This is a genomic window from Aurantimonas sp. C2-5-R2, assembly GCF_036549495.1.
Lineage (GTDB): Bacteria > Pseudomonadota > Alphaproteobacteria > Rhizobiales > Rhizobiaceae > Aurantimonas > Aurantimonas coralicida_A.
Genome location: NZ_JAZHLJ010000085.1, coordinates 1 through 12,833 on the forward strand (window position 1 = coordinate 1; position 12,833 = coordinate 12,833).

A 12,833-nucleotide genomic window follows, 5' to 3' on the forward strand; every position below is an offset into this window, starting at 1 on the left:
TGAAAAGCCCGTTGCCTCCGTTTCCAGGGCCGCGTAACCTTCAACCCGGCATCGCCGCTCAACGAAGTTCAACAAACTTCGGGACATCCCCATCTCCATCGCGATACCCTGATTGAGGGCCATGCCACGCACATGCTCGAATTCCTGCATCCGCTCCTTGCTATGGGCGAGGCGTAGCGCGCCGGTCACATGGTAATTGATCGGATATTCGGCCTCGTCACCCAGCCTCTCGTAAAGCCGGTTGGAGTAGTTCTGCATCTTCATGATGCCCCAGGAACCGGCGAAGTTCGGACAATTGCCGGCCGCGTGCCAGGTGGAGCCAGACGTCAGCTCGTTCGACTCGAGCAACAGGAGATCGCTCCAGCCCGCCTTGGCCAGATGATAAAGGCTCGAGCAGCCGACCGCTCCGCCTCCGATGATGACGACGCGGGCGTGGGACGGAAGCTCGGCCATGGCGGGACCTCAATAAACCGGAGGGGAAATGACCCAGATGACGACGGCCGGCTCGATGCCCGGATTGCGCCAGCGATAGGCCTGATGAGCGAAGCGGAAGCTGTCGCCGGCCCGTAACAGCAGGCAACGGTCGTCAAGGATGAGTTCGAGCTCGCCGGAGATCAGATAACCGGCTTCCTCGGTTTCGCGTCGTTGCGTTTCGGCAAGCTCGGCGCCGGGTGCGAACACGGAACGGAACAGCTCGAAGGAGCCACCAAGGTCGGGTGACAGCAATTCCTCGGTCAGGCCGGCCTCTTGGCTGCCGACCTTGCGGCGCGCGCCGGCGCGCACGACGAATCCGCGCTCGTTCTCGGGCGCCTCGTCGTTGACGAAGAACCAGCCGAGCGGCACCCCGAACAGCGTCGCGAGTTTGCGCAGGTCGTCGATGGCGGGAGCGGAGATGCCGCGCTCGACCTGGCTGACATAGCCGACCGAGCGGCCGATGCTCAGCGCCAGCTCCGCCAGCGTCAGCCCTTTCGCCTTGCGCAGAGCGCGCAAATCGGCGCCGAGCGACGTCCTGCTCGCCTCTCCGGACCCGTCATGCGCGACTGCGGCTGTTGTCGACACGTCTGCCATCCATTCCTCGCCTCTCCAAACAAAGAGATCATGTCATTGTGAAATAATCAATTCATTTTTCATATCTATGAATTTTCGTGTGTCCGTTGGCCCTCCCCCCCCCCGGAGGCACGGCGGCATCATACGCGACGGATAGGCATGTGCCGTAGCGCCGTTTCTCGAGGCCTGCCTCAAGAACACCCACCGCCTGCCATGTGTTCGAGGCGCCTTCCTTGGAGAATTCGCACTTATCACTTAGCATTTACCCGGGGAGCGACCGATGAGTTCTGCGCCCCCTGCAGTCAGCGCGCCGACCCGCCACGTCGGGTCTTCAGAGTTGCAAGAAGATAGCAATCCCGACCGGAGTGATCCTCGCAGAATTGACGTAATCACTGTCGCCTCACTCAATAGTCGACGTCTGGACCCATCATAATCCTGCTTTTGGACCTAATCGCCACCGGTCTTGTGACATAGCATCAAGCACAGAATGCAGCGCTCGGGAGGAGACAGGAGCGCGTAGACTGTCCGACCGCCGGGTTGACCGGGGTCTTTGGCGCCGCCGCTCGCAGCCTCGGCGTCCGGGCAGATGTCCAAAGGCGGCTCGATGCCGTCCGATCGCATTCGCAGGAGACAAGGCAGAAATTCCATCGGCTCGACAGGCCATCGTCAATCTCACAGAAATGGAACGCCGACATGACATCTCTCACTCGCATCTCGACCGGCCTTGCGGCCGCGGCGGCATTCGCCCTGACGACGTCCATCGCGGTGGCGCAGCCCTCTGAAATCACCGTCGCCTATTTCCTCGAGTGGCCGACAGCCAACCAGATCGCCCAGGTCGACGGAACCTACGAAAAGGAACTCGGCGTCACGGTGAACTGGCGAGCCTTCGGCAACGGCAACGAGATGTCGCAGGCGATGGCCTCGGGCGACGTTCAGATTGCCTTCAGCCAGGGACTGGTGCCATTCGTCGTCGCCGTTTCCAACGGCCTTCCCCTCAAGACTGTCGGGATTGCCGTGTCCTACGCGGAAGCCGACAATTGCGTCGTGCGCGATGACGCCGGCATCACCCAGGACAATGCCAAGGATCTGGAAGGCAAGAAGGTCGCCACGCCGATCGGCAACGTCACCCATTACAAGCTGTTGCGCATGCTCGATCATCTCGGCGTCGACGCCACCAAGGTCGACCTGGTGCAGATGAACGGCGCCGACGCCGCCATCGCGCTCGGGCGCGGCGATGTGGCGATGGGCTGCGCCTTCGGCGGACCGCTCCAGCGCATGAAGGAATATGGCAAGGTGCTGATGACGGCGGCCGAGCAGGAGGAAATCGGCATTCGCGTCTTCGACGTGATTTCCGTGACGAAGGAGTTCGCCGAGGAGAGCCCCGATCTGCTCCGGAAATTCATGGACGTGACCAGCAAGGCCAATGAGGCCTATGCGGCCGACCCGGAAAAATATCAGGCGATCATCGCCAAGGCTTCCGGCATGGACCTTCCGGCGGCGACGGAGATGTTGGGCATGTTCTCATTTCCCACCAGCGCCGAACAGGCCTCGGATAACTGGCTCGGCGGATCGGTCCAGAAGTTCACCAAGGAGGTCGCCGATTTCTTCGTCGCCCAGGGCGAGATGGACAAAGCCCTCGATGATTACAGCGGCATGATCGACCCGTCCTTCCTTCAGTAGCGATTGCGTCAAGCGCGGTATGGGAAGACCATGCCGCGCCTACCCAGTTGAATCGGACCAGCGAAGGAATTTCGATGAAAGGGTTCGTCGTCGACGACGTCTCGATGATTTTCACACTGCCGTCTGGCGGCAGCGTGCAGGCGCTGAAAAACGTCTCGTTCTCCCTCAAGCCCGGAGAACTTCTGTCGGTGCTGGGCCCGTCCGGCTGCGGCAAGACGACATTGCTGAACATCATGGCCGGCTTCCTGTCGCCCACTTCGGGAAGCATCCACTATGAAGGCGATGGCACCGCCGAGGGGGCGTCCGGTGACGGCGTTGGCGGTCTGTCGCGGATCACCGGGCCGGGCCGCGACCGGGGCATGGTGTTCCAGCAGGGCGCGCTTTTCGAATGGTTGAGCGTCGAGCAGAACGTCGCCTTCGGCCCCGATATGGCCGGCAAGCCGAAGGCCGAGGTGCGTGCCACCGTCGAGCGTCTCCTGAACATTGTCGGGCTGCGAGGTTTCGGCGACAAACCGGTCTATCAATTGTCCGGCGGCATGCAGCAGCGCGTCGCCCTCGCCCGCTGTCTCGCCAACGACCCCGACGTCATCTTGATGGACGAGCCGCTCGGCGCCCTCGACGCCCTGACCCGCGAAAAGATGCAGGGCCTCGTCCTGAAGCTTTGGAAAGAGACCGGCAAGACCATCATCTTGATCACCCATTCGGTCGAGGAGGCGCTGTTTCTGGGCGAACGCCTGATGGTGATGGCTCCGCGTCCAGGCCGGGTGTTCAGGGAGTACCGGCTGCCCTTCGCGGAAATGGGGCTCACGGAGAGCCCGCGACAAATCAAGGCATCGCCGGACTTCATCGAAAAACGCGAAGAAATTCTGACGATGATCTGGGGCATGGAGGAAGAAATCATGGGCCATGTCGACGGCGACGTGGCTTGATAGGGGAACGGATGATGACCGACACCACCGAGAACTCGCCGAAATCGACCCCGCAGCCATCCGAGCTGGCGATCTGGCTCGGCATCGCCGACAATACCTTCACGCGTCAAAAGACCGTCAAGTTCGGCGATTCGTCGGCGGTCAATTCGGGTCGAGCCTATTCGATCCTCACCGTCGCCCTGCTCTTGGGCCTGTGGCTCGCGGCGTCCGCCTTCGGCTGGATCCGGCCGATCTACTGGCCCTCCATCGACGCCGTCTTCGAGCGCCTCAGCTCGCTGATCAGCAATGGCTTTCGCAACACCGCGCTGTGGGAACATATCTGGGTCAGTGTCTATCGCGTCATCTCCGGCGTCTTCTTCGGAACGCTGGTCGGCGTGCCGCTGGGACTGGCCATGGGCCTGACGACGATTGGCCGCGGCCTGCTCGACCCGATCGTGGAATTCGTCCGGCCGATCCCGCCACTGGCGCTGATTCCCCTGATCATCCTGTGGTTCGGCATCGACGAGACAGCCAAGATCTTCCTGTTGTTCCTGGCCGCGTTGTTCATCATGATCATCGCCGCACGGTCGGGCGTCGCCAGCGTCAAGATCTCCAAGGTCCACGCCGCCTACTCGCTCGGCGCCTCGAAGATGCAGATCCTGCGTCACGTCATCCTGCCGAATGCGCTGCCGGAGATCTTCACCGGCCTTCGGACCGCGATGGGGGTGTGCTGGGGCACGGTCGTCGCCGCCGAACTGGTGGCGGCCGACAAGGGCGTCGGCTCGATGATCATGATCGCCAAGAACTTCCTGCAGACCGACACGGTGGTGATCGGCATCACCATCATCGGCCTGATCGGCTATGGGATCGAGATGCTGATGCGTTTTGCCGAGCGCAAGCTCATCCCGTGGAAGGGCAAGGGCTAACCTCTTGCTCAAGCCCGACCGAGAGGCATGGACACCTGTCCCAGGCCGAGGCCGCGCGGACCGCGAGGTGTCAGGAATCCGCCAGCACGAGCTTCGCCAATTCCCCGGCAGTCCGTCGCAAATCCGGAAGGAATGCGCGAGCCGCCGCAAGCGACAGTCTTTGACGCGGGGCGTGGAAGGATAATGTCGAGAACAGCCGCCCCTCGTCGTCCTTGATGGGAACGGCGAGAGCGATCATGCCTTCCATGAATTCTTCGTTGTCCTCGCCGTATCCCCGCTCCCGGGTCAACGCGATCTCATGCTTGAGGCCCGCTCTTTCGGTAAGCGTGTTCGGCGTCCTGGCCTCTAGCAAAGCAGATCCGAGATAACGATCGAGATGCGCCGTGTTCAACGTCGACAGATAGGTCTTGCCGCTGGCGGTGCAGTAGAACGGCACATGGCTCCCCACCGGCAACTGGATGCGCAGCGGCCATTTGGTCTCGACGCGATCGAGATAGATCATCGCGTCACGATCGGGAACGGCGATGTTGCAGGTCTCGCCGATCGTCTCGGCGAGAGCATTGAGCACCGTCAGCCGCGCGGTGCGCACGCGCAGCGAAGAGAGTACGTTGGTCGACAGCTTGCGCAGACGCCGGCCCGCGCTGTAGGAGCGCCCGTCAAGTTCACGTTGCAGAAAACCTTCCGCCTCCAGCGTGGCGAACAGCCTATGAATTGTGGGCTTGGGCAGGCCGATCCGTGCGTTCACATCGGTCGGCGTCATCGGCACGCCGACCCGCGCGATCTCTTCGAGTAAGAACAGCAGCCGCAGATTCGTCGGAATCGTCTCGGTCTCTTGAGCTTCTTCGACGAGGGTCACGGCATTCTCCGTTTTACATTCGCATCGCTGGGCTTACCGGTTCGGCAGAAGGATTGTCGCCAGTTCGGGTGTCAGCGCCACCACGATCCAGACCGTGATCAGTGCCACCAGATAGGCCACCGTGTACTTCAGCAGCCGGAAATAGGGAACGCCGGTCACGCCGCTGGCGACATAGAGGTTCAGACCATAGGGCGGCGTGATGAAGCCGATCGATGCGCCGACGAGGAAGATCACGGCGAAATGGACCGGGTCGACGCCGACGGAGGCGGCGATCGGCGCCAGGATCGGCGCCAGGATGATGGTCACCGGCAGGCTCTCGAGGATCATCCCGGCGACAAAGACGATCGCCATCGCGGTGAACAATACGGCGTAGTACCCGCCCATGCCGGTGACGAAGTCGCCGATCACCTGCTGCGCGCCGAGCAACGACAGTATCTGCTGCATCACCACAGAGACGGCGATCAACGGCGCCAGGATGCCGGTGATCTGCGCCGAGCGCATGGTGATGCTGGGAAGCTCGGTCAGCTTGAAGCCCTCGACTACGAGCATTTCGCGATAACTTTTCTCAGCGACCGGCCGGTCGTGGCCCTTCGCCCCGATCAGCCGATAGAGCGGCAGCGAGATCAACCCGACGATGACGCAGAATCCGACCGTCACCCCGGCGGCCTCTGTCGGGGAGAACTTGCCCGTATAGATGCCCCACAGCACCAGACCGATGGCGAAAAAGCCGAGCCACGCGCCGAAGGCGGTCTTCAACACGCGGCTCAGCTGCAGCGGGATCAGATGGCCCCAATTGTTGATCCGGCAAAGAATCCAGCAGGCCAACTGCATGGCCACGACCATCATCACGCCGGGAATGATGCCGGCGAGGAACAGCTCCGAGATCGGCAGGTTCATCAGGAAGCCGTAGACGATGAAGATGATCGAGGGAGGGATGATGATCCCGACCGTGCCGCCGGCGGCGGCGGTGGCGGCCGAGAAGCGTTCGTCATAGCCGCCTTTGACCATTTCAGGGTGCAGCATCGAGCCGATGGTCGCCGTGGTTGCCGAATTGGACCCCGAGATGGCAGCGAAAAGCCCGCAGGCGCCGATCGCCGCCATGGCGAGGCCGCCGCGCAACCAGCCCAGACATGAATAGGCGAAATCCGACAACCTGCGAGCGATGCCGGATTGGTTGATCAGATCACCCGTCAGGATGAACAGCGGCATCGCCAAGAGCGCGAAGCCGTCGGTGAAGACGTCGGAGAGCGCCGCCCCTATATTGTCGAGCGTCATGCCCAGCACGAAGCTGCAGCCGACGACCCAATAGGCGATCACCAGGAACACCGGCACGCCCAACATGAAAAGCACCGTCACGCCCGCGGAAATGAGCGTGATCCAGGTTCCGTCAGTCATGCTCATCTCCTCAATCGGCGCCGATGATGGCTTGCTGGATCAGTGGCGCGCCGGACCGGTAATTGCCGACATCATCAATGAGGTTCTCCAATGCCCGCGCGGCCATCAGGACGAAGGCCAGCGGCACGGTGGCCAGGAACCACCATTGCAGGATGTCGTCGGTCCCCAGCAGGATCTGGAAATTCGCCGCCGAGTTGGCGGTCACCCGCGCCGAGGTGACGATGACGATCCAGCAGAAGACCAGCCACAGGACGGCGTCGAGGCCGAGACAGAGGAGTTGGCCCAGCCGTGGCAGGTGCGTGCGGAACTCGGCGAAGGCCAGGTGAGTGCGCAGCCGGACATTATAGGCGCAGCCGAACCAGGTCATGATCAGGAACAGGAAAGGCGGCAAGGTCGTCGACCATGGTGCCTGCTGGTTGAGAAGGAACCGCCGGAACACCTCGACGAAGATCACGCCCGCGATGATCAGATAGGTCCAGACCATGACGCTGCGCTCCAGATGACGGTCGACCAGCGGCACCAGTCGATAGACGACCAGAACGGCCATCGCCGCCACCAGCATGGCAATCAATCCAACCGGCCAGATCGCAGCCGAGCCGAAGGCCTGACTGATCTCCCAGGCGTCGTCGGACCACAGAGCGCCGAAAATCGCGCCGGCGTCGGCGAATAACGTCTCCATATTTTCCTCCCAAGCCGCCGGTTCCCGCCGGCTGCCGCATCAACTTGCCGACGGGCGCTCTCCTACGGAGCGCCCGTTCTCCCCTCGATGCCAGTCAGGCCGAGCGCCACCAGCGACGCGGCTCGACGTTCTCGGGCTTCATTTCTGCCGGCACCTCGCGGGCGACCCGGTGGATCTCCTGATAGGTGTCGATACCGTCGGCCCATTTGTTGAGCCGCTCGCGCCACTGCGCCCACGGCTCCGGATTGAACTCCGGCGAGCACATTTCCTCGGCCATCTTGATCTGGTCGTCCGCCAGGAAAACCGGGCGGACATTGTTCTCGACGAACAGGGTGCCGGGGAGCTGCGGATCAGAGAAGCCGACCGTCTTGACCAGCGCCGCCTCGTTGGCCGCCTGGACGTGGACCTGCGCCAGATAAGCCGATTCCATGATCGCATCCTGGAGATGCGGCTCCATCGCGTCGAACACCTTGGCCGACATCGAGGTGTGCTCGGTGCCGCAGAAGAACTTCAGATCGATGGATTGCGACACCACAGGAGACATGTTGGCGTACCCGACCGCCGAGGCCCAGGTTTCCGCGCCATCGATCAGCCCCTGCTTCAACCCATCCAGCGTCTCTTCCCAAGCCACCGGCACCGGGTTGAGGTTCAAGAGCTGCATGGCAATGCGCCCGAGCTGGGTGCCGGTGACCCGGTTCTTGGTGCCGAACAACTCTTCCAGCTTCGTCACCGTCGGTGCGTCCTCATATTTCAGGCCGAGCTGGATGCCGCGCAGTTCGGCGTGGGAGAACAGGAACTTCAGCCCATGCCGTTTCTCCAGCGGATCGCGCAGGATTCTCTGACTCTCCGGGCTGTAGAGGAAGTGGTATTGCGACGCCCGGCCCGGAAACATGTAGGCATAGTCGAGCACGTTCAGATAAGGCGCCCCGCCGGCCGAGTTCTGGGTCGACGCCGCGTAGATGTCGACGATGCCGAGCTGGGTCTTTTCCACGCAGGAGAGCTGGCCGCAGATCTGGTTGTCGCCGATGAATTCGACCCGGATCTCGCCATCGGTTCGCTCTTCCAAATCCCGCGCGAACTCCAGACCGCCGGCCCGCTCGATCAACAGGTTTCGGGCGTTGAAGCCGGAGGCACCGAACTTCAGTGTGTGTTTCGGCTCCTTGCCGAAGCGCTTCTCATAGGTCGACTCCGCTGCCTGGGCGAGCGAGGCGAGGCTGAGCGTACCGCCCAGGCCGCCGGCTGCCAGCAACGTCGAACTCAGCCCGAATTGCCCCCCCCAGCTTGAATAGATCGCGGCGCGAAATGCGATTCAGCGCATTGGATATCTTCATTGTCTCCTCCCATTAAAATCCCATAAAATGAGATTTGCGGTCTCAAAAAACATAATATATGGAGATTGACAAGCAGTATTATCGCATTCGGGAGGACGAGCGAGATGCAAGAGCTGGAGGCCGACTACGTCATCGTCGGAGCCGGATCGGCCGGCTGCGTTCTCGCCAATCGTCTCAGCGCCGACCCTTCGGTGTCCGTGGTGTTGCTAGAAGCTGGCGGCCGCGACCTCAATCCGTGGATCCACATCCCGGTCGGCTACTTCAAGACGATGCACAATCCGAGCGTCGACTGGTGCTATCGCACCGAGCCGGATCCCGGTCTCAACGGCCGCTCTCTGGACTGGCCGCGCGGCAAGGTCCTCGGCGGATCGTCCTCACTTAACGGCTTGCTCTATGTCCGCGGCCAGAGCCAAGACTATGACCGCTGGCGCCAGAAGGGCAATTCCGGCTGGGGCTGGGACGAGGTCCTGCCGCTGTTCAAGAAGGCGGAACATCAGGAGCGTGGCGCCGACGACTATCATGGCGTCGGCGGCCCGTTGAACGTCTCCAATATGCGCTTGAAGCGGCCGATCTGCGATGCCTGGGTCGCCGCAGCGCAGAACGCCGGCTACCCTTTCAACACCGACTACAACGGCGCCGAACAGGAAGGCGTCGGCTTCTTTCAGCTGACCGCTCGCAACGGTCGCCGCTGCTCCTCCGCTGTCGCCTATCTCAAGCCGGCACGGCAGCGTCCGAACCTGAAGATCGTAACGCGCGCGCACACCACCCGCGTCATCTTCGAGGGCCGCCGCGCCGTGGGGGTCGCCTATCTCGACCGCAGCGGGCGCGAGCGCGTTGCGCGGGCCCATGGCGAGGTGATCCTGTCCTCTGGCGCGATCGGCTCGCCCCAGATCCTGATGCTGTCGGGCATCGGTGAGGCGGCGCATCTGCGGGAGAACGGTATCGAAGTCCGCGCCGGCCTCCCCGGCGTTGGCAAGAACCTGCAGGATCATCTGCAGGCCCGGCTCGTCTACAAATGCAACGAACCGACCCTGAACGACGAGGTTCGCAGCCTGTTCAATCAGGCTCGCATTGCCCTGAAATATGCGATGTTCCGGGCAGGCCCTATGGCCATGGCGGCAAGTCTTGCGACTGGCTTTCTGAAGACCAGGCCGGAAGTCGAGACACCGGATATTCAGTTTCATATCCAGCCCTGGTCGGCCGACAGCCCGGGTGAAGGGGTTCATCCGTTCTCCGCCTTTACCGCATCGGTCTGCCAGCTCCGGCCCGAAAGTCGCGGCGAAATCCGACTCAAGGACGGAAATTCGCGGACCTATCCAACGATCCATCCAAACTATCTGGCGACCGAAACCGACCGCCGTACGATCGTCGAGGGTGTCAAGATCGCCCGCCGGATCGCGGGACACGCGCCGCTGGTGGGCAAGATCGCGTCGGAATATCGACCCGGCACCGGCAACGAGACCGACGTAGAACTGCTCGAATGGGTCCGTGATACCGCAACCACGATCTATCACCCGACAGGGACCTGCAAAATGGGCTGCGACCCGCTCGCCGTCGTCGACGACCGGCTGCGGGTCCACGGGATCGAAGGCCTTCGCGTCGCCGACTGCTCCATCATGCCGGAAATCGTTTCCGGCAATACTAACGCGCCGGCGATCATGATCGGGGAAAAGGCGAGCGAGATGATCTTGCAGGATCGCGCGGTCAGCACGGTTCCAGCCAACACCGGGACGCACGGTTCCACTCACGTATAATCAAGGGGATACGACCATGAAGATGACGACCGAGGAAGCCTTCATCAAGGTTCTTCAGATGCATGGGATCGAACATGCGTTCGGCATCATCGGCTCAGCGATGATGCCGGTGTCGGATTTGTTTCCGAAGGCCGGCGTGACCTTCTGGGACTGCGCCCACGAGACCAATGCGGGCCTGATCGCCGACGGCTACAGCCGGGTGACCGGCAAGATGGCGATGGCGATTGCCCAGAACGGCCCCGGCGTGACCGGCTTCGTGACGGCGGTGAAGACGGCCTACTGGAACCACACGCCGATGCTTCTGGTCACGCCCCAGGCGGCCAACAAGACGATGGGCCAGGGCGGCTTCCAGGAGGTCACCCAGATGGCCTTGTTCGAGGACATGGTCTGCTATCAGGAAGAGGTGCGCGACGCCTCGCGGGTGCCGGAGGTACTGAACCGGGTGATCGAGAAAGCCTGGCGCGGCTGCGCCCCGGCGCAGATCAACATCCCGCGCGATTTCTGGACGCAGGTCATCGACGTCGATCTGCCACAGATCGTTCGGCTGGAGCGCTCCGCCGGCGGCCGGACGGCGATCGCCGAGGCCGCCAAGCTGCTGTCGGCGGCAAAGTTCCCGGTGATCCTCAACGGCGCCGGCGTCGTCGTCGGCAACGCTATCCCGGAATCGATCGCGCTCGCGGAGCGGCTGGACGCGCCGGTTGCCTGCGGTTACCAGCACAACGACGCCTTTCCCGGCAGCCATCGCCTCAGCGTCGGTCCGCTCGGCTATAACGGCTCCAAGGCGGCGATGCAGTTGATCGCCAAGGCCGACGTGGTGCTGGCGCTGGGCACGCGCCTCAACCCGTTTTCCACCCTGCCCGGCTACGGCATCGACTATTGGCCGAAAGACGCCAAGATCATCCAGGTCGATATCAATCCCGACCGCATCGGCCTGACCAAGAAAATCACCGTCGGCATCTGCGGCGACGCTGCGGCCGTGGCGCGCCAGCTCCTCGACCAGCTCTCGGACACGGCCGGCGATGCCGGGCGGGCCGATCGCACCGCGCTGATCCACCAGACCAAGTCGGCCTGGCTGCAGCAGCTGTCCTCGATGGATCACGAGGACGACGATCCCGGCACGGTGTGGAACGAGAAAGCGCGTGACCGCGAACCGGAGCTGATGTCGCCGCGCATGGCCTGGCGGGCGATCCAGGCGGCGTTGCCGAAGGAGGCGATCGTCTCCAGCGACATCGGCAACAACTGCGCCATCGGCAACGCCTATCCGAGCTTCGAAGCGGGTCGCAAATATCTGGCGCCCGGCCTGTTCGGCCCCTGCGGCTACGGCTTTCCGGCGATCATCGGCGCCAAGATCGGCTGTCCGGATACGCCCGTCGTGGGTTTTGCCGGCGACGGCGCCTTCGGCATCTCGATGAATGAGATGACCTCGATCGGCCGCGACGAATGGCCGGCGGTGACCATGGTGATCTTCCGCAACCACCAATGGGGAGCGGAAAAGCGCAACACGACGCTGTGGTACGACGACAATTTCGTCGGAACCGAACTCGATCCCAAGCTCAGCTATGCCAAAGTCGCCGAAGGCTGCGGCATGAAGGGCGTGACGGTGCGCAGCCAGGACGAACTGACCGGCGCCCTCACCAAGGCGCTCGAAGACCAGGCCAAGGGCGCCACCACCTTTATCGAGGTGATCCTCAACCAGGAGCTCGGCGAGCCGTTCCGCCGCGACGCGATGAAGAAGCCGGTCGTCGTCGCCGGCATCGACCCCAAAGACATGCGCCCGCAGCGCGGCGTCTGATCCAAGAGCGTTCACGCAGACGCACAAGCGTCGGGCTCGATCATGGGTGAAGCATCGGATCTGTCCGACAAGCGGACGCCGGCGTCAGGTCCGATGCTGAAAGAGCACCGACACATGTAGATCCTGGCGGCGGCGCATTGGCCGTCGCCCGCCGCCAGCCCGCCGGCTTCGGCGCAACGTCCCATCGCCGCCGCAAGGAGTGAGTCATGACAGCAAGCCAGGACGTGCTGCCGAGCACAGCGCCCGACCCAACGTCCCCGGCCGCGCAGGACATGGCGTCGACGGCTCCGCTCCCTGGGTCGGGACTATCGCGGCGAATCGCCGACTATGCCCCCGGTGTGCTGGTCGCGGCGACGGTCGCCGTCGCGGCGAAGTTCCTGTCCGAACATTACGGCGCGCCGGCCATGCTGATGGCGCTGCTGCTGGGCATCGCCCTGAACTTCCTCACCGAGGAAGGCAAATGCG

The 12,833-nt window shown here is 62.9% G+C and carries 11 protein-coding genes and 1 pseudogene; 6 read left to right on the top strand and 6 right to left on the bottom strand.

The window, feature by feature from the left end; genetic code table 11:
* Together VQ044_RS21075 and VQ044_RS21080 are read right to left on the bottom strand one after the other, a co-directional pair.
* On the bottom strand, positions 1-453 hold a 453-nt coding region (locus VQ044_RS21075; protein WP_331827760.1), incomplete at its 3' end, for an NAD(P)/FAD-dependent oxidoreductase.
* A 9-nt stretch (positions 454-462) separates the two neighbouring features.
* Positions 463-1,068 carry a helix-turn-helix domain-containing protein gene (locus VQ044_RS21080; protein WP_327651027.1) on the bottom strand — a complete coding sequence of 202 codons (606 nt, stop codon included), beginning with the start codon at positions 1,066-1,068 and terminating at the stop codon, positions 463-465.
* A 672-nt stretch (positions 1,069-1,740) separates the two neighbouring features.
* Here VQ044_RS21080 and VQ044_RS21085 point away from each other — a divergent pair.
* From VQ044_RS21085 to VQ044_RS21095, 3 genes are all read left to right on the top strand, one after another.
* Positions 1,741-2,727 (top strand): taurine ABC transporter substrate-binding protein, encoded by a 987-nt coding sequence (locus VQ044_RS21085; protein WP_327649420.1) that lies wholly within the window; start codon positions 1,741-1,743, stop codon positions 2,725-2,727.
* 74 nt (positions 2,728-2,801) lie between these two features.
* Positions 2,802-3,656, top strand: coding sequence for an ABC transporter ATP-binding protein (locus VQ044_RS21090; RefSeq protein ID WP_327649419.1), 855 nt, complete (start codon positions 2,802-2,804; stop codon positions 3,654-3,656).
* Between the two features lie 14 nt (positions 3,657-3,670).
* A complete protein-coding gene (locus VQ044_RS21095) occupies positions 3,671-4,561 on the top strand; it encodes an ABC transporter permease (RefSeq protein WP_327649418.1) in 891 nt (296 codons plus the stop codon).
* Positions 4,562-4,631: 70 nt separating this feature from the next.
* Here VQ044_RS21095 and VQ044_RS21100 read toward each other — a convergent pair whose 3' ends face one another.
* The 4 genes from VQ044_RS21100 to VQ044_RS21115 form a co-directional block, all read right to left on the bottom strand.
* A complete protein-coding gene (locus tag VQ044_RS21100; RefSeq protein WP_327649416.1) occupies positions 4,632-5,417 on the bottom strand; it encodes an IclR family transcriptional regulator in 786 nt (261 codons plus the stop codon).
* Between the two features lie 33 nt (positions 5,418-5,450).
* Complete coding sequence (locus tag VQ044_RS21105; RefSeq protein ID WP_327649414.1) at positions 5,451-6,812, bottom strand: TRAP transporter large permease; 1,362 nt, start codon at positions 6,810-6,812, stop codon at positions 5,451-5,453.
* A gap of 10 nt (positions 6,813-6,822) precedes the next feature.
* A complete protein-coding gene (locus tag VQ044_RS21110) occupies positions 6,823-7,491 on the bottom strand; it encodes a TRAP transporter small permease (RefSeq protein ID WP_327649413.1) in 669 nt (222 codons plus the stop codon).
* Positions 7,492-7,585: 94 nt separating this feature from the next.
* Positions 7,586-8,740, bottom strand: coding sequence for a TRAP transporter substrate-binding protein (locus tag VQ044_RS21115; RefSeq protein WP_327649412.1), 1,155 nt, complete (start codon positions 8,738-8,740; stop codon positions 7,586-7,588).
* A 186-nt stretch (positions 8,741-8,926) separates the two neighbouring features.
* On the opposite strand from VQ044_RS21115, the gene VQ044_RS21120 reads away from it, so the two are divergent.
* From VQ044_RS21120 to VQ044_RS21130, 3 genes and pseudogenes are all read left to right on the top strand, one after another.
* Positions 8,927-10,576 (top strand): GMC family oxidoreductase, encoded by a 1,650-nt coding sequence (locus VQ044_RS21120; protein ID WP_327649411.1) that lies wholly within the window; start codon positions 8,927-8,929, stop codon positions 10,574-10,576.
* 16 nt (positions 10,577-10,592) lie between these two features.
* Positions 10,593-12,368: a sulfoacetaldehyde acetyltransferase gene (gene xsc / locus VQ044_RS21125; RefSeq protein WP_327649410.1), complete on the top strand. Its 1,776-nt coding sequence runs from the start codon at positions 10,593-10,595 to the stop codon at positions 12,366-12,368.
* 272 nt (positions 12,369-12,640) lie between these two features.
* Positions 12,641-12,833, top strand: a pseudogene (locus tag VQ044_RS21130) (putative sulfate exporter family transporter); the annotation flags it as partial.

Coding starts and splice junctions, on each gene's coding strand:
- VQ044_RS21095 (WP_327649418.1), top strand. CDS start 3,671: ATGACCGACACCACCGAGAACTCGCCGAAATCGACCCCGCAGCCATCC.
- VQ044_RS21080 (WP_327651027.1), bottom strand. CDS start 1,068: ATGGCAGACGTGTCGACAACAGCCGCAGTCGCGCATGACGGGTCCGGA.
- VQ044_RS21110 (WP_327649413.1), bottom strand. CDS start 7,491: ATGGAGACGTTATTCGCCGACGCCGGCGCGATTTTCGGCGCTCTGTGG.
- VQ044_RS21085 (WP_327649420.1), top strand. CDS start 1,741: ATGACATCTCTCACTCGCATCTCGACCGGCCTTGCGGCCGCGGCGGCA.
- VQ044_RS21105 (WP_327649414.1), bottom strand. CDS start 6,812: ATGACTGACGGAACCTGGATCACGCTCATTTCCGCGGGCGTGACGGTG.
- VQ044_RS21090 (WP_327649419.1), top strand. CDS start 2,802: ATGAAAGGGTTCGTCGTCGACGACGTCTCGATGATTTTCACACTGCCG.
- VQ044_RS21120 (WP_327649411.1), top strand. CDS start 8,927: ATGCAAGAGCTGGAGGCCGACTACGTCATCGTCGGAGCCGGATCGGCC.
- xsc (WP_327649410.1), top strand. CDS start 10,593: ATGAAGATGACGACCGAGGAAGCCTTCATCAAGGTTCTTCAGATGCAT.